Source organism: Streptomyces sp. WMMC1477 (assembly GCF_027460245.1).
Lineage (GTDB): Bacteria > Actinomycetota > Actinomycetes > Streptomycetales > Streptomycetaceae > Streptomyces.
In genome coordinates, this window is the sequence record NZ_JAPZBD010000003.1 from 4,556,658 (window position 1) to 4,581,221 (window position 24,564).

The 24,564-nt window shown below is 72.9% G+C and carries 22 protein-coding genes; 15 read left to right on the top strand and 7 right to left on the bottom strand.

Annotation, left to right across the window (positions count from 1 at the left end; all coding sequences use genetic code 11):
• Window positions 1-1,356, bottom strand: coding sequence for a cation:proton antiporter (locus tag O7609_RS20405; RefSeq protein WP_269735559.1), 1,356 nt, complete (start codon window positions 1,354-1,356; stop codon window positions 1-3).
• Between the two features lie 383 nt (window positions 1,357-1,739).
• On the opposite strand from O7609_RS20405, the gene O7609_RS20410 reads away from it, so the two are divergent.
• Complete coding sequence (locus tag O7609_RS20410) at window positions 1,740-2,282, top strand: GNAT family N-acetyltransferase (RefSeq protein ID WP_269735558.1); 543 nt, start codon at window positions 1,740-1,742, stop codon at window positions 2,280-2,282.
• 28 nt (window positions 2,283-2,310) lie between these two features.
• On the opposite strand, the gene O7609_RS20415 is transcribed toward O7609_RS20410, so the two are convergent.
• From O7609_RS20415 to O7609_RS20425, 3 genes are all read right to left on the bottom strand, one after another.
• Window positions 2,311-3,216 (bottom strand): aminoglycoside phosphotransferase family protein, encoded by a 906-nt coding sequence (locus tag O7609_RS20415; protein WP_269735557.1) that lies wholly within the window; start codon window positions 3,214-3,216, stop codon window positions 2,311-2,313.
• 118 nt (window positions 3,217-3,334) lie between these two features.
• Complete coding sequence (locus tag O7609_RS20420; protein WP_269744008.1) at window positions 3,335-3,808, bottom strand: ferritin-like domain-containing protein; 474 nt, start codon at window positions 3,806-3,808, stop codon at window positions 3,335-3,337.
• A 1-nt stretch (window position 3,809) separates the two neighbouring features.
• On the bottom strand, window positions 3,810-4,391 hold the full coding sequence (locus O7609_RS20425; RefSeq protein ID WP_269744009.1) for a hypothetical protein: 582 nt from the start codon (window positions 4,389-4,391) through the stop codon (window positions 3,810-3,812).
• 340 nt (window positions 4,392-4,731) lie between these two features.
• On the opposite strand from O7609_RS20425, the gene rimP reads away from it, so the two are divergent.
• The 8 genes from rimP to O7609_RS20465 all read left to right on the top strand — a co-directional run bounded on the left by rimP (window position 4,732) and on the right by O7609_RS20465 (window position 13,058).
• Complete coding sequence (gene rimP / locus O7609_RS20430; RefSeq protein ID WP_269744010.1) at window positions 4,732-5,268, top strand: ribosome maturation factor RimP; 537 nt, start codon at window positions 4,732-4,734, stop codon at window positions 5,266-5,268.
• A gap of 2 nt (window positions 5,269-5,270) precedes the next feature.
• Window positions 5,271-6,284, top strand: coding sequence for a transcription termination factor NusA (gene nusA, locus O7609_RS20435; protein WP_269735553.1), 1,014 nt, complete (start codon window positions 5,271-5,273; stop codon window positions 6,282-6,284).
• 106 nt (window positions 6,285-6,390) lie between these two features.
• A complete protein-coding gene (locus O7609_RS20440; protein WP_269735552.1) occupies window positions 6,391-6,711 on the top strand; it encodes a YlxR family protein in 321 nt (106 codons plus the stop codon).
• Between the two features lie 154 nt (window positions 6,712-6,865).
• Window positions 6,866-9,874, top strand: coding sequence for a translation initiation factor IF-2 (gene infB / locus O7609_RS20445; protein WP_269735551.1), 3,009 nt, complete (start codon window positions 6,866-6,868; stop codon window positions 9,872-9,874).
• A gap of 259 nt (window positions 9,875-10,133) precedes the next feature.
• Entirely contained in the window at window positions 10,134-10,430 is a 297-nt protein-coding gene (locus O7609_RS20450) for a DUF503 domain-containing protein (RefSeq protein ID WP_269735550.1), read from the top strand.
• Between the two features lie 93 nt (window positions 10,431-10,523).
• Window positions 10,524-11,057, top strand: a complete 534-nt coding sequence (gene rbfA, locus O7609_RS20455) for a 30S ribosome-binding factor RbfA (RefSeq protein WP_269735549.1) — start codon at window positions 10,524-10,526, stop codon at window positions 11,055-11,057.
• A 3-nt stretch (window positions 11,058-11,060) separates the two neighbouring features.
• Window positions 11,061-11,993: a tRNA pseudouridine(55) synthase TruB gene (truB, locus tag O7609_RS20460; protein WP_269735548.1), complete on the top strand. Its 933-nt coding sequence runs from the start codon at window positions 11,061-11,063 to the stop codon at window positions 11,991-11,993.
• A gap of 105 nt (window positions 11,994-12,098) precedes the next feature.
• The gene (locus O7609_RS20465; protein ID WP_269735547.1) at window positions 12,099-13,058 is read left to right on the top strand and encodes a bifunctional riboflavin kinase/FAD synthetase; all 960 of its coding nucleotides are present in this window, start codon (window positions 12,099-12,101) and stop codon (window positions 13,056-13,058) included.
• Window positions 13,059-13,264: 206 nt separating this feature from the next.
• Here O7609_RS20465 and O7609_RS20470 read toward each other — a convergent pair whose 3' ends face one another.
• Window positions 13,265-15,814: an SCO5717 family growth-regulating ATPase gene (locus O7609_RS20470; protein ID WP_269735546.1), complete on the bottom strand. Its 2,550-nt coding sequence runs from the start codon at window positions 15,812-15,814 to the stop codon at window positions 13,265-13,267.
• A gap of 236 nt (window positions 15,815-16,050) precedes the next feature.
• On the opposite strand from O7609_RS20470, the gene O7609_RS20475 reads away from it, so the two are divergent.
• Both O7609_RS20475 and O7609_RS20480 read left to right on the top strand, forming a co-directional pair.
• Window positions 16,051-16,773 carry a hypothetical protein gene (locus tag O7609_RS20475; RefSeq protein ID WP_269735545.1) on the top strand — a complete coding sequence of 241 codons (723 nt, stop codon included), beginning with the start codon at window positions 16,051-16,053 and terminating at the stop codon, window positions 16,771-16,773.
• Window positions 16,774-17,086: 313 nt separating this feature from the next.
• Window positions 17,087-17,320, top strand: a complete 234-nt coding sequence (locus O7609_RS20480; protein ID WP_269735544.1) for a DUF397 domain-containing protein — start codon at window positions 17,087-17,089, stop codon at window positions 17,318-17,320.
• Window positions 17,321-17,399: 79 nt separating this feature from the next.
• Here O7609_RS20480 and O7609_RS20485 read toward each other — a convergent pair whose 3' ends face one another.
• On the bottom strand, window positions 17,400-18,101 hold the full coding sequence (locus tag O7609_RS20485; RefSeq protein WP_269735543.1) for a hypothetical protein: 702 nt from the start codon (window positions 18,099-18,101) through the stop codon (window positions 17,400-17,402).
• The gene (gene eccE / locus O7609_RS20490; protein WP_443072180.1) at window positions 18,101-19,432 is read right to left on the bottom strand and encodes a type VII secretion protein EccE; all 1,332 of its coding nucleotides are present in this window, start codon (window positions 19,430-19,432) and stop codon (window positions 18,101-18,103) included. Before eccE ends, O7609_RS20485 begins: the two co-directional genes overlap by 1 nt.
• A 192-nt stretch (window positions 19,433-19,624) precedes the next feature.
• Here eccE and eccB point away from each other — a divergent pair, with 192 nt between their 5' ends.
• The 4 genes from eccB to O7609_RS20510 all read left to right on the top strand — a co-directional run bounded on the left by eccB (window position 19,625) and on the right by O7609_RS20510 (window position 24,528).
• Complete coding sequence (gene eccB / locus O7609_RS20495) at window positions 19,625-21,124, top strand: type VII secretion protein EccB (protein WP_269735541.1); 1,500 nt, start codon at window positions 19,625-19,627, stop codon at window positions 21,122-21,124.
• Window positions 21,124-22,365: a type VII secretion-associated serine protease mycosin gene (mycP, locus tag O7609_RS20500; RefSeq protein ID WP_269735540.1), complete on the top strand. Its 1,242-nt coding sequence runs from the start codon at window positions 21,124-21,126 to the stop codon at window positions 22,363-22,365. Before eccB ends, mycP begins: the two co-directional genes overlap by 1 nt.
• A 165-nt stretch (window positions 22,366-22,530) precedes the next feature.
• Entirely contained in the window at window positions 22,531-22,971 is a 441-nt protein-coding gene (locus tag O7609_RS20505) for a hypothetical protein (protein WP_269735539.1), read from the top strand.
• Between the two features lie 18 nt (window positions 22,972-22,989).
• Window positions 22,990-24,528: a WXG100 family type VII secretion target gene (locus O7609_RS20510; RefSeq protein WP_269744011.1), complete on the top strand. Its 1,539-nt coding sequence runs from the start codon at window positions 22,990-22,992 to the stop codon at window positions 24,526-24,528.
• The last annotated feature ends 36 nt before the right edge of the window (window positions 24,529-24,564 follow it).

Genomic DNA, 24,564 nt, shown 5'->3' on the forward strand with positions numbered 1-24,564 from the left:
TCAGTGGGTGCGCTGGGGATCGGGCGTGGTGCCGCCGACGAGCGAGGCCGGGCCCACGGGAGCGTCCGCCGGCCGCGAGGCGGGGGCGCGCTCCCCGTCCGTGCCGTCGGTCCCGCCGCGACGCAGCAGCCACGACAGCAACGGGGCGGTCATGGCCGTGGTGACCAGCGCCATCATCACCAAGGCCGTGAAGAGTTCGGTGCTCAGCAGGCCCAGTCCGAGCCCGACGTTGAGGATCACCCAGTTGGTCAGGCCGCGGGTGTTCATGAGCAGGCCCAGCACCGTCGCCTCGTGCCAGCCCATGCCGGTCATCCGGGCCGAGAACAGCACGCCGCCGAGCTTGCCGACGCAGGCCACCAGAATGATCAGCAGCATCTGCACCGCGCCCTGCGCCGTCATCGCCGTCACGTCCACCGACAGGCCGGTCACCACGAAGAACAGCGGCAGCAGCAGCTTGCTCAGGTGCTCCAGCGGCAGCAGCGCGGTACGGCGCAGCAGTTGCTGCGGGTCCTTGCGCGGCATGACCAGCCCGAAGAAGAACGCGCCGAAGATGGCGTGCAGGCCGATGTGCGAGGTGACGTACGCCGAGCCCAGCGCCCCCGCCGCGGCCAGCATGGCCAGCCACGGGGCCGCCGCGGCGGTGGCCCGGGCCGCCAGCGCCGCCAGCACCGGCCGGACGACGGCCAGCATCACGATGACGTAGACCGTGCCCCACCCCAGCACGCCGAGGAAGCCACCCGCACCGCCCGCGGTGACGAGGGCGACCACGGTGGCCAGCAGGCACCAGGCGAGCACGTCGTCCAGCGCCGCCAGAGCCAGCGCCAGGTTGCCCACCCGGCTCAGATGGAGCCGCTTGTCGGTGATGATCCGCGCGAGCACCGGGAACGCCGCGATGGACATCGCCGTCCCCAGGAACAGGGCGAAGTCCAGGAACCGGATCTGCTGCCCGTCAACCGTGTCGTGCGCGCCGAACAGCACGGCGGCGAGCCCCAGACCGAGAGCCATCGGCACCAGCGCGCCGCCCAGCCACACCGTTCCGGTGGTCCGGCGGCGGCCGCGCAGGGAGGCGTAGTCGAAGTCCCAGCCGATGCTGAACATGAACAGCAGCAGCCCGACCTGGGCGACGATCCCCAGATACGGCCGCACGTCCATCGGGAAGAGCATCCCCGGCAGATCACCGGGCAACAGGCCCAGCACACTGGGGCCCAGACAGACCCCCGCGGTGATCTCGCCGATGACGGCGGGCTGCCCGAAGCGGCGGGCCAGCGCGGCGAAGGCCGCGCCCGCCGCCAGCGCGAGCGCGATTCCGCCCAGCGTCGTGGTGACGATCCACTCCGCGTGTTCCGGACTGCTCACCACACCACCCCGTCCGTCCCCGGTCCGCGGCACGGCCGCCGTGGCTGTGTTCTGGGCTGCGGCGTGGTGGCCGCACGTGCGTCGCTCGTGTTCTCCGGTTCGCTTCTCCGCCCGTGCGGCTCGGGTGCAGGCTGTGTTCTGGGCTGCGGCGTGGTGGCCGCACGTGCGTCGCTCACGCGTCCCCCCGTCGTGAGAAGTGGCGGGTCGGGCACGCACGCGGCGGACGGTCGGACACCGTGACGCGCCGGAGGGGCCCCTGGTGCGAGCAGCTTGGGCGAACACGCTTGAAGGCCGGTGGACCGCTGCTGCACGCCCGCCCTCGAACCCACCCGCGCCCGCTCCCGGGCTCGAGGCTGCCCCCGGCCGGTGAGTAGGCTCACCCCATGGCAGACGTGGAGGTCGCGGCGCTCGACCTGGCCGGACGGGTGGACGAGGCGCTCGCCGTCCAGGCACTCGCCTTCGGGCTGACCGACGACGAGATCGCGATCCGCCGCCCGATCGTGCTGCGCCACCTCACCGCACCCGGCGCCCGCGCCCTGGGCGCCACCACGGAGAACGGGCGGCTCGTCGGCTTCGTCTACGGCATGCCCAACGACCGTGCCCAGTGGTGGTCCACCGTCGTCGAGCCCTATCTGCGCCGGGCCGGCACCCAGAGCTGGCTGGACGACGCCTTCACCATCACCGAGCTGCACGTCCACCCCGGCTACCAGCGGCGCGGTATCGGCGTGCGGCTCATCACCACGATCACGGACGTCGCCGCCGAACCGCGCTCCATCCTCTCGGCCGTCGACCGGGAGAGCCCCGCCCGGTCGCTCTACCGCCGCCTCGGCTACCGCGATCTCGCCCGCGGCGTCGTCTTCCCGAGCGCCCCGCACCCCTACGCCGTCATGGGCGCCCCGCTGCCGCTGCGCCGCCTGGGAGCCTGAGCGCGCCGCGGCCGACGGCGTGGACCGGCTACAGCCAGGCCGCGAACTCCAGCAGCAGCTCGCCGTCTTCCCGGTCCCCGGCCAGCACGTGCCGCACCCCCGACTCGACCGCCCGGTACAGCGCCCAGCCGCGCAGCCGCTCCCGGTCCACGTCCAGCGAGTCGGCGAGCCGGTGCACGCGGCGCCGCGTGGCCGCCGCCGCACCCGGCGAGGCCACCAGGTCGTGCAGCCGGTCCCGGGCGAGCCGGGCCAGGTCGAACGCCGGCTCGCCCACCAGCGGCTCCGGACCGACCGCGAGCCACGGCGCTCGTCCGGAGTCCGAGGCCAGCACGGCGCCCTGCCGGAAGTCGCCGTGCAGCAGCACCCCCGCGGGGGCGTCCGTCAGCAGCTCCGCGCGGGTCGCCAGCGCGGTGTCCGCGAGGGCCCGGAGGTCCTCGGGCGCCCGCTCCAGCACCCGCTCCACCTCGGCCCCGGTGTGCTCGGCCACCGTCGTGAACGCGAAGCCGTCCCGCTCCGGCGGCACCCACAGCCGTCGCACCGCCGAACAGGCCTCCAGCATGGCCTTGTCCTCCGGGAGCGACCGGAGCGAGACCTCGCCGTGCAGCCGTTCCAGGAGCAGCGCCCCCGCGTCGAGGCCGGCCCGCAGCAGCCGGACGGCGCCGAGCCCGTCCCAGGCGGCCAGCGCCGCGGCCTCGGGCCCGGCCCCCGCCCCGGCCGGCGCGCACAGCTTCAGCGCCGCGGGGGAGCCGTCCGCCTGACGCACCAGCAGCACCACGCTGGACCGCCCGCCCGGCAGCACGGTGCGCTCCGCCGTCAGCTCCCACCGCTCCAGCAGCCGCCTGGTCAGCTCCGGGAGTCCGGCGAGCCAGGGATGTTCCGGGCCGAGGGCGCGGACCAGCCGTCGCGGCGGTTCCGGGGGAAGAGCGGAAACCATCTGCTGCGGGGTGCCTTTCCGTCGGTGGTCGCCGGATCGGTGGTCGGCCGACCGGTCGTGCGCGGGCACCCGCCGGTTCGTCCGGCCACCGCGAGGGCGGCGGCCGTCCGCGAGCGCCTCAGCGCGATCCGGCCTGCTCGGCCCGCTGCGCGTCGGCGGCCCGTTCGGCGAGCCCAGGGAAGGCTACGCCGCCGCCCCGCCAGCGCGCCGACCGGACCGCCGCTTCCCGCAGCGCGTCCGCCGCGGCCCGTCGTCGCGCCCCCTCGGAGGCCCGCACCAGGTCCGCGTACACCCCCGCCACACGGTCCTCCAGCTCGGCGGCGAGCCGGATCGCCGCCTCGGCGTCCGGCACCGGGTACGGCAGGACGTAGCCAGCCCGCGCGGGCTGCGGGGCACCGCCCAGCTCGCGCACCGTCCGCACCAGCCGGTCCCGCCGTGCCCGGTGCGCGGTGTGCGCCTCCCGCGCGGCCCGGCGCTCCTGCCCGTCGGTGCGCGCGCCCACGACGCCGTAGCCGTACACGGCCGCGTGCTCGGCCGCCAGGGCCGCCTGCACGGCCGTCAGCTCCGCCGCGCGCCGCTGCTCGTCCGCCATGTCAGGAACCCCCCGCCGACCGTTCGCCCAGCAGATACGCGTGCACCTCACCGGCCGCCGCGACGGAGGCCAGCAGCCGGGCCAGTTCGGGCCGGGCGTCGGCCAGCGCGCCGACGCGGGCCCGGGCGATGCTCCGCTCCGCCGCCGCCAGCTCGGCGAGCGCCTCCCGCGCCCCCTCGGGCACCGTCGCGTCGCCGGATGCGCCGGATGCGCCGGATGCGCCGGATGCGCCGGATGCGCCGGATGCGCCGGAGCCCGGCCCGGTGGCGGCGGCGTCGGGGGAGCGGGAGGCCGACGCGCCATCAGTTCCCCCGGCCGCACCGAACGCCGTCAGGTGCAGGGCCACGTCGGCCCGCAGCGGCGCCAGCCGTCCCGCCAGGGCCGGGTGGGCTCCGGCCGTCGCGTCGTAGCGCCGCAGCAGGGCGGCGCTGTCCCGCGCCGCCGCCCCGCGCAGACGCGCGTCCCGCTCGTCGGCCCGCCGCTGCTCCAGCTCACGCTCCCGGCCGCCGGAGCAGCCGCTGAGGGCGACGGACGCCCCCAGCGTGCCGAGCGCCGCGAGCCCCGCCGTTCCGGCACCCAGCAAACCGCGTCTGCTCGGCCGTCCGGGCGGATTGGACACCACGTGACACCCCACAGGCAGACGGTCGGCAGGTAGAACGGGACCAGAACAGGTGATCACCGTCGCGGTGAGGGTACCCGGCGCCCTCGCCGCGTCCCCGGTGTGCCCCTGCCTGGCACCCGAGCGGCGGCGCCCCGAGTACCCGAGCGGCGCCGCGGTTCCGGCACGGTCGGCGCAACGCGCTAGGCTGTCCAGGGACGCGCGGTGGCGTGCCGCCTCCGCCTGCCGTCCAGGCGTCCCCCCTCAGACACCCCCCGACCCCCTTTGAGATGACAACAGCACACGCGGCCGAGGAGTCACCCGGATGAGCACCACCCAGATCGACCGGCTGCGCGGGCTGCTGGAACCGCTCGTGACCGAGCGCGGGCTGGATCTCGAGGAACTCACCGTCACCCCCGCCGGCAAGCGCCGGGTCCTGCGCATCGTCGTCGACTCCGACGAGGGCGTGCAGCTCGACGCCTGTGCCGAGCTGAGCCGCGCCGCCTCCGCCGCGCTGGACGAGGACGACCCGATGGGCTCGGCCCCCTACGTCCTCGAAGTGACCTCGCCGGGCGCCGACCGCCCGCTGACCGAGCCGCGGCACTACCGCCGCGCCGTCGGCCGGCTGATCATCGCGCGGCTGCACGAGGGCGGCGACCTGACGGCCCGGATCGAGGCCGTCGACGAGGGCGGCCTCGACCTGGAGGTTCCGGGGGTCAAGGGCCGCAAGCCGACCAAGCGACGCGTGGAGTTCGCCGAGATCGCCCGGGCCCGGGTCGAGATCGAGTTCAACCGCCCCGCCGCACGCGAGAACGACAAGGCAGACGTGAAGGACGACAACGAGATGGACGGGGAGGAGTAGCCGTGGATATCGACATGAGCGCCCTGCGGGGTTTGGTCCGGGAGAAGGAGATCTCCTTCGATCTGCTCGTGGAGGCGATCGAGGCCGCGCTCCTCATCGCCTACCACCGAACCGAGGGCAGCCGCCGGCACGCCCGCGTCAAGCTGGACCGGGACACCGGCCACGTGACGGTGTGGGCCACCGAGGACGCCGCCGACCTCGCCGAGGGCCAGGAGCCCCGCGAGTTCGACGACACCCCCACCGGTTTCGGGCGGATCGCCGCGACGACCGCCAAGCAGGTCATCCTCCAGCGCCTGCGGGACGCCGAGGAGGAGGTCACCTTCGGCGAGTACGCGGGGCGCGAGGGCGACATCGTCACCGGTGTCGTGCAGCAGGGCAGCGACCCGAAGAGCGTCCTGGTGGACATCGGCAAGATGGAGGCCATCCTGCCGCCCCAGGAGCAGGTGCCGGGGGAGGACTACAGCCACGGCACCCGGCTGCGCTCGTACGTCGTACGGGTCGCCAAGGGGGTGCGCGGTGCCTCCGTCACCCTGTCGCGCACCCATCCCAACCTCGTGCGGAAGCTCTTCGCGCTGGAGGTGCCGGAGATCGCCGACGGCTCCGTGGAGATCGCGGCCGTCGCCCGGGAGGCCGGCCACCGCACCAAGATCGCCGTTCACTCCACCCGCTCCGGGCTCAACGCGAAGGGCGCCTGCATCGGGCCCATGGGCGGCCGGGTGCGGAACGTGATGGCCGAGCTGCACGGCGAGAAGATCGACATCGTCGACTGGTCGGACGACCCGGCGGAGCTGGTCGCCAACGCGCTGTCCCCCGCACGGGTGAGCCGGGTCGACATCATCGACGAGGTCGCCCGTTCGGCCCGTGTCACCGTGCCGGACTACCAGCTGTCGCTGGCCATCGGCAAGGAGGGCCAGAACGCGCGGCTCGCCGCCCGGCTGACCGGCTGGCGCATCGACATCCGCCCCGACGAGACGCCGGGCGCCGAGGCCGCCGAGGCCGGGACCGCCGCGGGCTGACCGCTCGGAACGGCCCCGACCACGGGGAATGGACGACTATCCGTATCCGTTATCGTGCCGTCACCCCCCGCCAGGGGGAACCGCGCACGGGGAGGTAGACTAAACGGTGTCTGGCCGGACACGAGCCCGAGCATGCCCCGAGCGCACCTGCGTGGGGTGCCGAGGGCGTTCGGTCAAGGCCGATCTGCTGCGTGTGGTGTTGATCGAGGGTGAATGCGTCCCCGATCTTCGCGGTACGCTGCCCGGCCGGGGTGCGTATCTGCACCCCAGCCTCGCCTGTCTCGATCTGGCGGTCCGCCGCCGGGCGTTTCCACGGGCCTTCCGGGCGACGGTGGGCCGTCGGCCGCTCGGCACGGAGGAGCTGGGTCGACACGTGCGACAGGCGTCCCGGGAAACCGGGGACCACCAGCACAACGCAACACCGTAAGAAGGTCCGCACGGACGGTCGTGCGGACGAGGTACCTCGCGAGTCGGAAGTAGGTCGAGATTGCGATGAGCACTCGATGAGTACGCGATGAGTACGCCCATGCATAAGTAGCGAAGGTCCGGCGGCGCCCACCCCGGACCGTCTAAGGAGCGAAGTGGCTAAGGTCCGGGTATACGAGCTCGCCAAGGAGCTTGGAGTCGAAAGCAAGGTCGTCATGGCCAAGCTCCAAGAACTCGGTGAATTCGTCCGTTCGGCGTCCTCGACGATCGAGGCGCCGGTAGTGCGCAAGCTGACCGACGCGTTGGACGCGTCCGGCGGCGCCAAGAAGTCGGGGAAGCCCGCCGCGAAGCCGGCTGCCCCCAAGTCCGCCGCACCCAAGCCGGGTGCGCCCAAGCCCGCGGCCCGTCCGGGCGCCCCCAAGCCGGGTGCGCCGCAGGCGGCTGCCCCCAAGCCGGGTGCGCCCAAGCCCGGCGCGGCCCGTCCCGACGCGGCCAAGCCGGCCGCACCGGGTCCCCGTCCCGCCGCCGAGGCGCCCCGCCCGGCCGCCGCGGACGGCGGCCGTCCCGCCGCGCCCAAGCCCGGCGCGGCCCCCAAGCCCGGCGCCGCGCGTCCGGGTGCCCCGAAGCCGGCGCCCTCGCGTCCGGAGTTCACCGCGCCCCCGGCCGGTCAGACGCCGCCGAAGCCCGGCGCGGCGCGCCCCGGCGCTCCCAAGCCCGGTGCCCCCAAGCCCGGTGCCGCCGGTCCGAAGCCGGGTGGCCGGTCCTCCGGCCCGCGTCCCGGCAACAACCCCTTCACCTCCGGTGGCAACACCGGTATGGCCCGCCCGCAGGCCCCGCGCCCGGGCGGCGCGCCCAAGCCCGGTGGCCGTCCCGGCGGCCCCGGCGGCCAGGCGGGCCCGCGCCCGCAGGCTCCCGGCGGCGGCCGCGCCACCCCGGGCAACATGCCGCGTCCGCAGGGCGCCGGCCAGGGCGGTCCCCGTCCCGGCGGCCCGCGTCCGAACCCGGGCATGATGCCGCAGCGTCCCGCCGCGGGTCCGCGCCCCGGCCCCGGTCGCGGCGGTCCCGGCGGCGGTCGACCCGGCGGTCCCGGCGGTCGTCCGGGCGGCGGCGGTCGTCCCGGTGGCGGCGGTTTCGCCGGCCGTCCCGGCGGTGGCGGCGGCGGTTTCGCCGGCCGTCCCGGTGGCGGCGGTCGTCCCGGCTTCGGTGGCCGTCCCGGCGGTCCCGGCGGCCGCGGTGGCACCCAGGGCGCGTTCGGCCGTCCCGGCGGTCCGGCGCGTCGTGGCCGCAAGTCGAAGCGGCAGAGGCGCCAGGAGTACGAGCAGATGCAGGCGCCCTCGATCGGCGGCGTGATGCTGCCGCGCGGCAAGGGCGAGACGGTCCGTCTCTCCCGCGGCGCCTCCCTCACCGACTTCGCGGAGAAGATCAACGCCAACCCGGCGTCGCTGGTCCAGGTGATGTTCAACCTGGGCGAGATGGTCACCGCGACGCAGTCCGTCTCCGACGAGACGCTGGCGCTGCTCGGCGAGGAGATGAACTACGTCGTCCAGATCGTCAGCCCGGAGGAGGAGGACCGCGAGCTGCTCGAGTCCTTCGACATCGAGTTCGGTGAGGACGAGGGCGGCGAAGAGGCGCTGGTCTCCCGTCCGCCGGTGGTGACCGTCATGGGTCACGTCGACCACGGCAAGACCCGCCTGCTGGACGCCATCCGCAAGACGAACGTCATCGAGGGTGAGGCTGGCGGCATCACCCAGCACATCGGCGCCTACCAGGCGGCGACGGAGGTCAACGGCGAGGACCGCCGCATCACCTTCATCGACACCCCCGGTCACGAGGCGTTCACCGCCATGCGTGCCCGCGGTGCGAAGTCCACGGACATCGCGATCCTGGTGGTCGCCGCCAACGACGGCGTGATGCCGCAGACGATCGAGGCGCTCAACCACGCCAAGGCGGCCGAGGTCCCGATCGTCGTCGCGGTCAACAAGATCGACGTCGAGGGCGCCGACCCGACGAAGGTGCGCGGCCAGCTCACCGAGTACGGCCTGATCGCGGAGGAGTACGGCGGCGACACCATGTTCGTCGACATCTCCGCCAAGCAGGGGCTGCACATCGACGACCTGCTGGAGGCCGTCGTCCTCACCGCCGACGCCTCCCTCGACCTGCGGGCCAACCCGGAGCAGTACGCACAGGGCATCGCCATCGAGGCCCACCTCGACCGCGGCCGCGGCGCCGTGGCCACGGTGCTGGTCCAGCGCGGCACCCTGCGGGTCGGCGAGACGATGGTCGTGGGCGACGCCTACGGCCGTGTGCGCGCCATGCTCGACGACAAGGGCAACAACATCCAGGAAGCCGGCCCCTCGACGCCGGCCCTGGTGCTGGGCCTCACCAACGTGCCCGGCGCGGGTGACAACTTCCTGGTGGTCGACGAGGACCGCACGGCCCGTCAGATCGCCGAGAAGCGCGCCGCCCGCGAGCGCAACGCGGCCTTCGCCAAGCGCACCCGCCGGGTCTCTCTGGAGGACCTGGACAAGGTGCTCAAGGCCGGCGAGGTCCAGCAGCTCAACCTCATCATCAAGGGCGACGCGTCCGGTTCCGTCGAGGCCCTGGAGTCCTCGCTGCTCCAGCTCGACGTCGGCGAGGAGGTCGACATCCGGGTGCTGCACCGCGGCGTCGGTGCGGTGACCGAGTCGGACATCAACCTCGCCTCCGGCTCCGACGCCATCGTCATCGGCTTCAACGTCCGCGCCGAAGGCCGCGCGACGCAGATGGCCGAGCGCGAGGGAGTCGACGTCCGGTACTACTCGGTCATCTACCAGGCGATCGAGGAGATCGAGGCGGCCCTGAAGGGCATGCTCAAGCCCGAGTACGAAGAGGTCGAGCTGGGCACGGCGGAGATCCGCGAGATCTTCCGCAGCTCCAAGCTGGGCAACATCGCGGGTGTCCTCATCCGGTCCGGCGAGGTGCGGCGCAACACCAAGGCCCGCCTCCTGCGCGACGGCAAGGTCGTCGCGGAGAACCTCAACATCGAGGGCCTGCGCCGGTTCAAGGACGATGTCACCGAGATCCGCGAGGGCTTCGAGGGCGGTATCAACCTCGGCAGCTACAACGACATCAAGGTGGACGACGTCATCGCCACCTACGAGATGCGGGAGAAGCCGCGCGTGTGACACAGCGTGTGACACAGCGCGTCTGACGCCCCAGGCGTCCGCACACGCGGCCCACCGGCCCGGGGCCGTTCGCCGACTCACCGTCGGCGGACGGCCCCGGGCTCGCCGCTGCCCACCCCCCCGCACGTCTCGCCGTGCCCGCCGGAGGCGTCATATATGCGTCGAAGTCGCGCCCCGGGTGCGTGTACGGTTTCTGTTGTTCGACACCGACCGTTGACCAGACGGATGAGGCCCCACGGGTCGGCTTGACCCGCACCGCATGTATGTAGGGACGCTGTCCTTCGACCTGCTGCTCGGCGACGTTCGCTCGCTGAAGCAGAAGCGCTCCGCCGTTCGCCCGATCGTGGCGGAGCTGCACCGCAAACACGCCGTGAGCGTCGCCGAGGTCGGCGACCAGGACCTGCTGCGGCGCGCCCGCATCGGTCTCGCGGTCGTCTCCGGGGACGCCGCGCACGCGAGCGAGATCATGGACGACTGCGAGCGCCTCGTGGCCGCCCGGCCCGAGATCGAGCTGCTGTCCGTGCGACGGCGCTTCCACGGCGAAGATGACGAGTAGACGCCCGAGCCGCCCCGGCGGGACCGGCCGGCCGCCGCTCCCGCCCCTCGCCACAGCACCACCCCGAACTGACCGAACGGAAAGAGTGATCACATGACCGACACCGCGCGGGCACGCAAGCTGGCTGACCGCATCCGGGTCGTCGTCGCCGAGACACTGCAGCGACGCATCAAGGACCCGCGGCTCGGCTACGTCACGATCACCGACACCCGGGTCACCGGCGACCTGCGGGAAGCCACCGTCTTCTACACCGTCTACGGCGACGACACCGAGCGCGCCGCCTCCGCGGCCGCCCTGGAGTCGGCCAAGGGGGTGCTGCGCTCCGAGGTCGGCCGGCAGACCGGCGTCCGCTTCACGCCCACCCTCACCTTCGTCCCCGACGCCCTTCCGGAGAACGCCCGCACCATCGACGACCTGCTCGCCCGGGCCAAGGAGTCCGACGCCCAGGTGCGCGCCGCGGCCACCGGCGCCCGGTACGCCGGTGACGCGGACCCCTACCGCAAGCCCGCGGAGGAGGGCGAGGAGGGGGCCGACGCCGAGGCCGGCACCGGGACCGGTACCGGGTCCGGGTCCGGCACCGGGGCCGGTCCCGCGCAGGACGGCTCGCGGGACGGCGAGGACGCCTGAACCGTGGCCGACACCCCCGCACCCGCACAGCCCGGACGCACCGCCCGCCCCGCACCACCGGACGGGCTCGTCGTCGTCGACAAGCCGGCCGGGTTCACCTCCCACGACGTCGTCGCCAAGATGCGCGGCATCGCCCGCACCCGGCGCGTCGGGCACGCCGGCACGCTCGACCCGATGGCCACCGGCGTCCTCGTCCTCGGCCTCGGCAAGGCCACCCGGCTCCTCGGCCACCTGGCGCTGACGGAGAAGGAGTACGTCGCCACCATCCGCCTCGGCCAGACCACGGTCACCGACGACGCCGAGGGCGAGCTCACCGGCTCCGCCCCGGCCGACGGCCTCGCCCGTGAGGCCGTCGACGCCGCCGTCGCCCGCCAGACCGGCGACATCCAGCAGGTCCCGTCCAAGGTCAGCGCCGTGAAGGTGGACGGCAAGCGCTCCTACGCCCGCGTGCGCGAGGGCGAGGACGTCCAGCTCGCCGCCCGGCCCGTCACCGTCTCCTCGTTCGTCGTCCACGACGTCCGCCCGGAGACGGCCGAGGACGGCACCCCCGTCCTCGACCTGCTGGTCTCCATCATCTGCTCCTCCGGCACCTACGTCCGGGCCCTCGCCCGCGACATCGGAGCCGAGCTCAGCGTGGGCGGCCACCTCACGGCCCTGCGCCGCACCCGCGTCGGCCCTTACACCGTCGCCGAGGCGCACACCCTCGACGCCCTCCAGGAGGCGCTCACCATCCTGCCCATCGGAGAGGCCGTGGCCCAGGCGTTTCCGCGCTGGAACGTCGGGGAACGGCAGGCCCGGCTCATCTGCAACGGCGTCCAGCTCGACATGCCCCAGCTCCCGGCCGGGCCTGTCGCCGTCTTCGGCCCGGGCGACCGCTTCCTCGCCCTCGTCGAGGAGCGCCGCGGCAAGGCGAAGAGTCTCGCCGTCTTCGCCTGAAGCGGCTGTGATCATTGTCCGACCGTGCCGGGCAGCGGCCCACGAGGGCCGCATGGCACCCTTGGACGCGACGGAAACATCGGCACCACCCGAGGAGCGGGCACTGTGCAGCGCTGGCGTGGCTTGGCGGACATCCCCGAGGACTGGGGACGCAGCGTCGTCACCATCGGCTCGTACGACGGAGTCCACCGCGGACACCAGGTGATCATCGGCAGGACGGTGGCCCGCGCCCGTGAGCTCGGCCTGCCGGCCGTCGTCGTCACCTTCGACCCGCACCCCCGCGAGGTGGTCAGGCCCGGCAGCCACCCGCCGATGCTCGCCCCGCACGACCGCAGGGCCGACCTCATGGCCGAACTCGGCGTCGACGCCGTCCTGGTGCTGCCCTTCACCACGGAGTTCAGCAAGCTGCCGCCCGCCGAGTTCGTGGTCAAGGTCCTGGTGGACCGGCTGCACGCCCGCACCGTCGTCGAGGGCCCGAACTTCCGCTTCGGGCACCGCGCCGCGGGGGACACCGCCCTCCTGACGGAGCTGGGCGCGACCTACGACTACGACGTCATGCTCGTCGACCTCTTCGTGCAGGGCGAGGCGGGCGGCGGCGTGCCGTTCTCCTCCTCCCTGACCCGCCGCCTCGTCGCCGAGGGCGACGTCGCGGGCGCCGCCGAGGTCCTGGGCCGCCCGCACCGTGTCGAGGGCGTCGTCGTCCGCGGGGCGCAGCGCGGGCGCGACCTCGGCTACCCCACGGCCAACGTGGAGACCCTGCCCTACACCGCCATCCCCGCCGACGGCGTCTACGCGGGCTGGCTCGTCGTGGCCGGGGAGCACATGCCCGCCGCCATCTCCGTCGGCACCAACCCGCAGTTCCACGGCACCGAGCGCACCGTCGAGGCGTACGCCATCGACCGCGTCGGCCTCGACCTCTACGGACTGCACGTCGGCGTCGACTTCCTGGCCTACCTCCGCCCCCAGGAGACCTACCCGTCCCTGGAGGCGTTCCTGGCCCAGATGGCCCGCGACGTCGACACCAGCCGCACCCTCGTCGCCGAGGCGCAGCCCGCCACCGCCTGACCGGCCTCTCCCGCGGCCTTTCCTACGGCCTGACCGGCCCTGGGCTGTCCTCCTCCGCGCGTCTGCCGCCTGTGCGGGCCGGGTGCGGCCCGCACAGCCCGGCGCGTGCCCCGCGGACGCCGAAGGCCCGCACCCCCTCTCGTTCCCCGCCGACGCCCCGAGGAGCGTGGGGGAGAGGCTCGTGCGGGCCCTCGCTCGCGGAACTCCTACTGCGGCTGCCAGCCCTGCCCGGGGCCCGGCTGCCCAGGCTGACCCGGGTACCCGTAGCCCGCCGGCGGCGCCTGGGGAGCGGCCCCCTGCGGGGGCCCGGCCTGCGGCGGAGCCGCGTACGGCCCCCCGTGCCCCGGCATCGGCGGCGCCACCTGCGGCGGCATCGCCGAGTCGTTCTGCGTCCACAGCCCCTGCGACTGCTGGTGGCGCGTCATGTCCTCCGCGATCAGCGCGGACAGGTTGAAGTACGCCTCCCGCGTCCTCGGCCGCATCATGTCGAGGTCCAGCTCCGCGCCCGCCGCGAGATGCTCGTCGAACGGCACGACGACGACCTCACGGCAACGCGTCTTGAAGTGCGCCACGATGTCCTCGACCCGGATCATCTTCCCCGTCTCCCGCACCCCGGAGATCACGGTCAGACTGCGCTGCACCAGCTCTCCGTACCCGTGCGCCGCCAGCCAGTCCAGCGTGGTGCTGGCGCTGCTCGCGCCGTCCACCGAGGGCGTGGAGATGACGATGAGCTGGTCGGCCAGGTCCAGCACGCCGCGCATCGCCGAGTACAGCAGCCCGGTGCCGGAGTCGGTGAGGATGATCGGGTACTGCTTGCCGAGGACGTCGATCACGCGCCGGTAGTCCTCGTCGTTGAACGTCGTCGACACGGCCGGGTCCACGTCGTTCGCCAGGATCTCCAGCCCCGAGGGGGCCTGCGAGGTGAAGCGCCGGATGTCCATGTAGCTGTGCAGGTGCGGGATCGCCGTCACCAGGTCGCGGATCGTCGCGCCCGTCTCGCGCCGCACGCGCCGACCCAGCGTCCCGGCGTCCGGGTTCGCGTCGATCGCGATGACCTTGTCCTGCCGCTCGCTGGCCAGCGTGGCGCCCAGCGCCGTCGTGGTCGTCGTCTTGCCGACACCGCCCTTGAGGCTGATGACGGCGATCCGGTAACACGACAGCACCGGCGTCCGGATGAGCGCCAACTTCCGCTGCCGCTCGGCCTCTTCCTTCCGCGCGCCGAGCCGGAACCGCGAGCCGCCGCCCCGGCTGCTCTGCGGCCGCGGCTTCTTCTTCTGGTTCAGCAGCCGCTCGGAGCTCAGCTCGACGGACGCCGTGTAGCCCAGCGAGCCCGGCTGCGCCTGCGCCTGTCGCGGGTCCGGCCACACGTGCCCGGCCCGCGGATCCCCCTGCGCCTGCCCCGGCCCGGGCTGTTGTCCCGGGTGCGCGGCGGCGTGCTGCTGCCCCGGGTGGCCGGGCTTCCCCGGGTGGCCGGGCGGCATCGGCTGCTGCGTGGCGGGAGGCTGGGCCCCGGCCGGCGGCTGCGGAGCCGCGGGCTGCTGGGGAGCCGCGGGCTGCCGGGGCTGCGCCGGCGGCGGGGGTGCGGGAGTCTGCGGCGCGGGCTGCTGCGGGGGCAGGTGTTGCGCGGCGGGCGGTTGCGGCGCCCCGGGTTGCGGGAAGCCGTACCCACCCTGCGGGCCGGTCGGGTACCCGTAACCCTGCGGCTGCGCACCGGCGTTGGAGCCGGGCTGCGCTGCGCCGGGCCCCGGCTGCGGTGGGGCGGGCTGGGGCTGGGGTGCCGGTTGCGGGGCAACGTGCTGCGGTGCGGGGGGCTGCGGAGCCGGGGCCGGGGCCTGCGGAGCCGCCGGCTGCGGGAAGCCGTACCCACCCTGCGGCCCACCGGTGTGGGGGCCGGGCTGTTGCGGCGCGGGGGGCTGCGGAGCCGACGCGGGTGCCGGGGGACCCGCCTGCGGCGGCTCGGCGGGCTGGAACTGCGGGGGCAGCGGGGGCAACGGCGCCGCCGTCCCGCCCGCCGGCGTGCTCCCGGGCCCCTGGCCCCACTGGGACGCGGGCGGGGCGGGCGGGGCGGGCGCCGCGGGCGTGGCGTCCTGGGGTGCGTCCTCCGATTCCCGCGCTTCCGCGGGCTGTTCCGGGGCCACGGGGGCGTCTTCGGCCGCGGCATCCCCGTCGTCGTCCCGCTCGCTCTCCTCGTCCTTCTTCTCTTCGGCGGCGAGCCGGGCCTTCTCGGCGTCGCGCTGGGCGAACTCGCGCCGCAGGGCGGAGGCCGAGATCCGCATCGTCCGTCCGCTGAGCTCCTCCTCGGGCTCCTCGACGGGCTCTTCCGCGGGCCGGTGCGGCTCCGCCTCCGCGGCGGGCTTCCCGGGCGCGGGCGGGGGAGGGGGCGCTACCGGCGGAGCACCCGCCGCGGGCGGCTGCTCCGCGGCCCGCTCGCTCGGCACGGAGTCCTGCGGCTCGGCGTCCGCGGCCGGAGCGGGCGTCACCGGAGCGGGCGCGGGCTCAGGAGCCGGGGCAGGAGGGGGAGCCGGAGCGGGAGCGGGCGGAGCCGTCGGCGGCGCGTCCTGCGCATGGGGCGCCGGGGGAGGCGGCACCTGCCCCGGCCCGGTCGACGCCTGGGGAGCCTCGGCACCGCTGTTCTGCGTGTACCAGGCAGGCGGCGTGTAGTCGATGGTGAACTCGCCCGTGGTCTCCAGATCCGTTTCGGGGTCGTCGCCGGGGGCGATCCCGTCGACGCGGATCTCGTCCCGGTCGCTGTTCACAGTGCCTCCTGCTGATCTGGTCACTCACCCCGGTTTCCCGGTGCCCCCGGGCCGTGCGCCCGCCAAGACCGGCGGCACACACACGTCCCCCAGCCTAAACGCCACGGGCGGTCCCGCGGCAGGCCGGTCCCACCTCGTTACCCCGGGGTCAGGCCGCGCGTTGAACCGGGCATATTGGTACGCGGTCCGCCCCTGTGACGGGCCGCGCTTCGTCCCGACCCCCGGAGTACCGCACCGTGACTCTTCACATCCGCCGAGCCCCCACCGCCCTCGCCCTCGCCACCGCCCTCGCCCTCGGCCTCTCCGGGTGCGGCGGCTCCGGCGAGGACACGTCCGACAAGGCGTCCTCGGGCTCTGACGCTGCCTCGCGGGAGCTCATCAAGCAGGTCAACGAAGCGATGACGACGACGAGTTTCCACTCCTCGGGCACCACCACCGCCTTCGCCGACGGCACTCAGGAGACCACCTGGGACCCGGCGAAGGGCCTGCGCACGGTGGTATCCGGGGACGTGTCGGGCGAGATGTACTGCAAGGAGGGTGTGAACTACCTCGAAGCGGACCTCGTCGCCGAGTCCTTCAAGCGCTCCGGCCAGAAGGCCGACGTCCCGGCGTCCCTCTCCGACAGCTTCGTCTACACCGACACCGAGCAGGAGTGCACCCTGCTGTTCACCATCGCCGAGTCGGGCCGACTGACCCCGGAGAAGAACGGCGAGGTCAACGGCAAGGCCACGCGGGCCATCACGGTCGAGGGCAACGGCGGCTCGGACGTCTACCACGTCGCCGCCTCGGGCACGCCCTACATCCTCCGCCTCGACGCCGTCCGGGGCGAGAGCAAGAGCTCCACCACGTTCGAGGCGTTCGGCGAGCCCACCGACGTCACCATGCCGCCGGACTCCAAGCTGGTCGCCCTGGAGGAGTTCCAGAAGCAGGCGATGCCCTCCGCGCCGCCCGCCGAGTGACCGGGAGCGACCCCGGACCGTGCCCGGCCGCCGGCGCCTCCTCGCGCCGACGGCCGGCCCCCTCCGACATCACCCGCACGTGCGACCGGTCAGCCGGCCGACGTCACCACGCCCGCGACGCAGGCGCCGCCTACGGGTGCCCCGTCCGAGACCGGGGTGAGAACCCCCTCCGCCCGCCGGTGCCCCCGTCGCCGGAACCACGGACCGCCACATCACCACGGTCCGCGTGACGCGGCCATCACCCTGCGAAACCGCAGCTGTTCCCCGTAAAGTGGCGGCACGTCACAGCCATGAGAGAAGGGACGGTCCGACGATGGCGACCGAGCAGGAGAAGGACGAGCTGTACGCCATGGACATCTCGGGCGTCGAGTGGCTGAGCGCGCCCGACAGCCCTGCCGACGAGCGCGTCGAGATCGCCTACCTCCCCGGCGGGGGCGTGGCGATGCGCAACTCCAAGGACCCGGACACCGTCCTGCGCTACACCGCCGCCGAGTGGAAGGCCTTCGTCCTCGGCGCCCGCGACGGCGAGTTCGACCTCCAGCCCTGACCTCCGCCCGGCCCGGAAACGGACCGGCACCCCGGCAGGCTCCGGACAGCGTCCCACCCCACGGCGCACGAGCCCGCGGTCAGTCCAGGCGCCGTGCGACGCCGAGCAGCCCCGTCTCGGCGTCCGTGGGCTGGATCTTCGCGAACTGGCGGTCCTTCGGCGCACACCACAGCGTGACGCCGTCACCGAGCGAGGGCAGGGCCTGGACCTCCGGATCCGACAGCGTCAGCATGCGGCCGAGCTGCCGCGCCTCCTGCGGCGAGACGCGCTGGACGCCGGTGAGCGCCGCGCCCCGCAGCAGCCGGGGCGCAACCGGGCTCAGGTAGGGAAGCAGCGTCAGCACCGACTGCCACGGGGCGGAGGAGACACGCCCGCGCGGCGGCTTCATGCCGCAGTCCCGGATCACGACGACGGGGCTGCCCACCGTCGCGCCCAGGGCGGGGACCCGCCCGACGTCGTACACAGTCATCGCACCCTGCACGCCGCCTTCACCGCCCACAGCGTGCAACAACGTCGTCCACACCTGCGGACGCCCCGTCTCCACGGCGATCCGCGCACCGGTGGCCGCCAGTCGCAGGGCGAGCACCTGAGCGGTCCACAGCCCCCCGATCAACAGCACCTCGAACGGGCGCGGATGGTGAAAGCCCATCACGGCGGGTCCGCCGCGCGCGTCGACGCCGACAGCGACCCCGTCGTCACCGATCGGCAGGGACAGGGCGTCGAGTTGCTCACTCGACAGAACGTGCCGCGTCAACCGCGGCCCCCGCAGACGCAACGTCATCACAGACCCCCGAGCGGGATCGAGGCCAGCACGCCGGGAGCCTGCTCACGGTCCAGCCGGACCAGGCCGACCCGTAGCCGACGGGCCGCCTCCTCAAGCTGTCGGCACAGCGGGGAAAGTTCCTCCGCACCGCGCCCGGTGATCCTGACGTGGCTGGTCAACGCCACCGACTCCGTCCCCCGCGGGGCCAACGTGATGCTCAGCGTCGTCGCCAGTGCCGGAAGGGCGGACAGGGCGCCGGCCACGTCCACCAGCGAGGGGCCACCGGTGCCCAACGCGGGCCAGCGGCCGATGCCGTAGACCGTGTGCCACCGGTCGTCGCACCGCCAGTTGCGCACCGACTCGGCCGTGCGCCGCACCGGTGTGGTGCCCGGGTGACTCGCCTGCGCCGTCACCATCGGGTCGGCGACCACCGACGTGGCCATCGCCGTCACGCACTCGTCCTCCGACAGCACCGTCGCGCGGAACCCGGCGCCGACCAGGCGGCTGGCCAGGTGGTCCGCCACCCGCACCAGCGCACGCTGCGCGCCCTCGAAGCCACCGCCGCGGGCCGCCACGGCCTCCGCGCACAGCTCCGGGTCCAGTTTGAGCGCCACCCACGTCACGCGCACCGCCGGCGCCCCGGACTCGGCCTGGAGCGGCCCATAGCTCAGCGCGGCCACCGAACGCGGCGGAAGCGCCGGAGCCGGCGCCGGCTGCGTGTGCTGCACCACCTGGACGGACTCCAGCCGGATGCCGTCCACCTCCAGCGCGTCCCGCAACAGCCCCAGCGGCAGGGGACGTTCGTCACGCTGCCGGTTCAGTGCCCTCGGCCGCCGCTCCACGCGGACGAGCACCGTCGAGAACGTCTCGTCCCCGATCACACCGATGGAACGACCGTCCCGGTGCGTGTACGAGCGGGTGCGCAGGCCCGGGGCGCACTCCACCAACGGCACGAGCCCCGCGGGAATCTCCCGGTCCAGCACCGGGCCACCGGACTTCGCGCGCCGCCGGAAGGCCAGGGAGTCCCCGATCCGCTCCGGCAGGGAGCGCCGCCCCCATCGCGCTCCGAGCGCGACCAGGGCGACGGCGACCACGGCGGCGGGAACGAGGAGCAGGTCACTGACCACCCAGGCCGTGAGTACGAGGCACGCCGCGACCTGGACGAGAACCACCTGGAGAAGGTGAACAGGCCCGAAACGCCCGGGCGTCGACTCCTGCCCCAGAGTGCCAGGACCCCTCAGGGGCCGCTGCTCGGGCCGCGCTCGTCGCGAAGGGGAGCTGTGGGTCCCCCTTCCGCCGGTGCGGCTGCCGTGTTCGGTGCTACGGGTCCGGGTGGCGGTCCGCCCCATGCCCCTACGCCCCCTTGTGTCCGTATTCGCCCGCAAAGCGGAGGCGGCTGACCGGGCCTCACCCTACCCGAGCGGCCTCCGCAGCCTGACCGCAAGCATGGTAGAACCTGAACGAATAAGCCACGCGGCCAAGGTCATACCCTGGGACCCGCCGACCGCAGGGAACCGGTCGGCGAGGAGGAGCGATCGGACATGGCATCCAGGCGCGACGAACTCAACGCCTACACCTTTGCGAAGAAGCGTACGGTCGCGTCCTTCCTGCAACCATCGCCCACCGGCACCGAGGAAGGGGCGCCGAAACCCATGCGCGCCTTCCTGCCGGGCATCGTCATCGGCGCCGTCATCATGGCGGGCTTCGGCGCGTGGGGCATGTTCAAGCCCAAGGTCCCCAAGGGCTGGGACGATCCGGGGAAGCACGTCATCGTCGCCAGCAAGTCCACGACCCGGTACGTCGTCCTGGAGACGGACGGGCAGAAGCAGCTGCACCCCGTGCTCAACTTCGCCTCGGCCAAGCTCCTGCTGGACGGGGAAGGGGCGGACATCGTCGAGGTCGACGAAGCCGTGCTGGACAGCGGGGACATCCCGATCGGGCCCACCGTCGGCATCCCCTACGCGCCCGACCGGCTGCCCGCACGAGGCGAAGCGGGCAAGTCCAAGCGGTGGGCGGTGTGCGAACAGCCGGGCGTGTCCGAGCAGTCCGTCCAGAGCGCCACCTTCGTGCTCGCCGACCGCGACGTCGGCGAGGTGGAGGGCGAGCACCGGCTCTCCGGAGACGACGTCATGTACGTGCAGAGCGGCGACGAGAAGCGGTTCCTCGTCGACGCACGCGGCACCAAGTACGAGATCGGCACGGAGAACAGCGAACTCCTCCTCCGCTCACTCGTCGGAGAAGGCCGTCCCCAGCAGGTCAGCGACGCATGGCTCGCCACCTTCCGCGACGGCAGCCCCATCCACTTCCCGGAACTCCCCGAGGGCGTCGGCACCCCGGCCGGCATAGACGGGCTCGACGACTCCGCGAACCAGGTCGGCATGGTGCTCATCGCCCCCACCGGCTCCGGGCCGCAGCACTACGTCGTCCTGTCGAACAAGGTCGTCCCCATCACCGACTTCACCGCCCGGCTCCTCCTCGACCACCCCGGCTCCCTCGAACTGGGGCAGAAGGGCAAGGCCATGGAGGTCGCGGCGCAGTCCTTCACCGCCGCCGACGCGTCCGACGGGCCCACCGTCGAGTACGACTGGCCGGAGCTGGAACCCGACCAGTCCAACTCCGCCTCCCGCGACACCGTGTGCAGCGTCCTGCGCAAGGTCGATGACGACGGCTCCGTCACGCTGTCCACGTGGGCCGGCGACGCCTACCCCGTCCCCATCTCCGACGGCACCACCAGCGCCTACGTCACCCCCGGCTCCGGGCTGCTGTACCGCCAGTTCCAGGGAACCGACACCTCCACGGGCGGCACCTTCCTCGTCACCGACACGGGCCTGCGCTACGCCGTCCAGTCCAACACCGACAGCAGCGCCCGGGACGCGGACGAGGGTGAGGAGACGGACGCGGCCAACGACAACAACCAGGCCCAGCTCCGGCTCGGCTACAAGGACGTCGAGCCCGTCCCCGTGCCCGCCCACTGGTCCGAGTTCCTGCCCAAGGGCCCGCGGCTCGACACCACCAGCGCGCGGCAGCCGCAGGGGGCATGATGAAGCGCCCCGCAACCCTTCCCGCCGTCCTGGCCCTCGGCCTGGGCACGCTCCTGGGCCCACCCGCTCACGCCGCCGACCCCGGCCCTGGCCCCGGTCCCGGCTCCCGCACGGAACTCGCGGCGGGCGGCCAGTGCACCTACCCCGCCAAGACCTTCAAGGGCCGCCCCTGGTACCTCCAGCGCGTACTCCTGGACGAACTCTGGGACCAGACCAAGGGCGAGGGCGTGCGCGTCGCCGTCATCGACACCGGCGTCGACGCCAAGCACGCCCAGCTCAAGGGCGCCGTCGACATCGACAGCGGCGCCGACCTCATCCCCGAGGACAAGCAGCGCGAGGGCGCCCCCAAGGGTCCGACCGCCGACCTCGTCGGCCACGGCACCAAGGTTGCCGGCATCATCGCCGCACGTCCCGCCGAAGGCACCGGATTCGTCGGCATCGCTCCCGAGGCCACCGTCATCCCGATCCGCCAGAACGACGCCGAGGGCGTGGGAACCACCGAAACCCTCGCCCAGGGCATCCGCCACGCGATCGCGGAGGAGGCCGACGTCATCAACATCTCCCAGGACACCGTCGACCCGCTGTCCGACGACCACCCGCTCAGGGAGGCCATCCAGGAGGCCCTGGACGCCGAAATCGTCGTCATCGCCTCCGCAGGCAACGACGGGGCGGACGGCAAGCTCAAGAAGACCTTCCCGGCCTCCCTGCCCGGCGTCCTCGCTGTGGCCGCCTCCGACCGGAACAACGAGCGGGCCCTCTTCTCCCAGCGCGGTGAGTTCGTCGGCATAGCGGCACCGGGCGTCGACATCGTCTCGACGGTTCCCGGGGGCGGACACTGCGCGGACAACGGCACGAGCTTCGCCGCCCCCTTCGTCGCCGGCGTCGCCGCACTCATCCTCGCCGAGCACCCCGACTGGGAGCCCCACCAGGTCGTCGCGCAGATCCAGCAGACCGCCGAACGGGCGATCAGCGGCGCCGACCACCACGTGGGCTGGGGCGTCATCGACCCGGTCCGCGCGCTCACCCAGGACGACCGGCCCATCGAGAAGCCCGTGGCCCGCGACGGCGTCCAGCCCGCACCGGCCCCGGAACCGGCGCCGCTCCAGCTCGGTGAGTCCTACGCCGAGCGCAACGAGCGCCTGGGCACCTACGTGTTCCTGACCGCAGCCGTCCTCGTCGGCGTCGTCGCCGGCACCTCGGTCGTCCTCCGCGACCGCCGCCGACGCCCGCTCAGGGGATGACCGGCGACCGGATGATGTTGCAGTTGTGACACAGCCCCGCGAGGCGTCAACTAACCGCTGGCACTATGACTTTCACCGCTCTACCTTGCAGTTGGAACCGACTGCACATCGGGATAGAGTGACCACTACACGTTAACGGGGATAGGTTGGCCAGGGGGGCTTGCCATGGTTGACGCCCATCAGGGCGGCGGGGGGACTTCGGGCGATTTCAGACGTGCTGCGGAGTCGCTGAAGGACTTCAAGAAACGCGTCGACGCCATCATCGAGAACCTCGAGAAGTCGGCCGCGTCCAAGACCAACCTCAGCACCAACGCCGTCGTACCGAAGGCTTCATACGGCACGGGATTCAGCGAGGCGGAGGACCTGTCCCGCCAGTACGACCGGATTCACGAGCATCTGACCACGCTGTCCCAGACGTTCAGCGACCAGATCGACGCCATGGGTATCGCCGTCCTCGGCGCCGACATCGGCTTCGACAACCTGGAAGAGGACCTGAAGCGCCGCTTCTGGGAGATTCTCGGCCGCACCAAGATCCACCACGAGGCCAGCCAGGGCGCCAAGGACACCGGCGACAAGTCCAACTCCGACGTGAACCAGGGTCTGTAGCAGTGAGGGCAGGCATCGATGAGTGACGAGGAACCCTCGCTCGACGAGGCACAGGCGCATCTGCAGGTCAACCTGACCGACATCAGCCGGCGGCAGCGGTCCATGCTCACGTGGGGCGGTGGCGACGTCTCCCTCGGGGAGACGGACTTCGAGGGCTACCAGCTCAACAGCATGCTGGACATGGTCGAGAGCGCGAAGCCCAGCGATCTGGAAGCCGCCGCGGACGCCCTCTCGAACGCGTCGGACGCGATCGAGGGCGTCGGTGAGGACATCAAGAAGTACGCGGCCAACGTCGACTGGGAGGGCGAGTCCGGGGACGCCTTCCGTACGTGGGCGGACAACCTCGGCAAGAACACGCTGAAACTGGCCTCGTACACCGGCCAGGCCGGGATCCAGATGCGCGCAGCATCCATCGGCCTTGCCTCCGTCAAGAGCGGCATGCCCCCGCGTGAGTACGGTCCCTACCTGCCGGTGGACATCCAGGAAGCCAGCGCCGCGGATGATCCGCGGGAGAGGAACCGCCAGGAAGCCATCAATCAGATGAACCGGCTGTCTTCCTTCTACAAGGTGTCCCACGACAACATGGCCACCCAGGAGGAGCCCACCTTCGCCCCACCCCCGGACTTCGGCGTGCCGGAGCCGGATAAAGGGGGTGAGTATGAGAGAGGGAACGGTGTAGGGTCTGTGCCTTCTGGGAGCACGGCAGAGCGACCTGCACCTGTCGACGTGCGAAGCTCAGACTTTGAGGCGTCGACGCTCACCAATCTTCGTCCGACAGGGGAGACCAACTCGACGCGCCCCGTTGGAACAGAGATTAATAACACGACTCTGCCGACGCCGCCCACGGAAAAGTCAATAACTCGCCCTGGTCCCGCGACCAGTAGCCCGCCTTCTGCGCCGAACACTTTTCCCGTAGTACCACCTACCTCTGGAACACAGCGGGTACCGGAACAAAGGACCGGCCAATTCTCCGATGGGCGAAATCCGCATAAACGTACTCTCCCGCCGTACCAGTCAGGCACGGGACCCCGTCCTGACGCACGCACCAACGGGACGTCGCCTCCTGTCGGGCGTCCACCCGGACTAAATGTGGGGAACCCCGCTCCCTTGGGTCGTCCACCGCAGGTGAATGTTCCGCCCAGAACTGGACGGCCGGACGCCATCGTCGGCGGAATGCCGTACCGACCTGGCCCTGCGGGCCCCGGACCCATTCCGCAGGGAACGGTCGCTGGAACCGAACGCGGACCAGTGGGACGAACGCCCATGATCGGTCACCCCGGAACAGCTGGACCGGTCGGGGGCAAAGGGCCCATTGGCTCGGACCGTCGCCTCTCCACTGGTGGTGCGGGCGCCAGCGACCCGCGCTCGGCAACCACGAATCGCTCCCAGCGGGCCGGCTTCTATACGCCCGGAGGGATGGGACTCGTCCAGCGACCGGTCACAGCCGAGTCTCGGAATCGTGAGGAGAGTCGAGGCGACGCCCGACCGGAATACCTCACCGAGGACGAGGAGACGTGGAAGGGGCGGCGAAGCATCGTTCCCCCTGTGGTTGAGTAAGCAGATGGGGCAGTGCAAGTAATGGCGATACTGCGC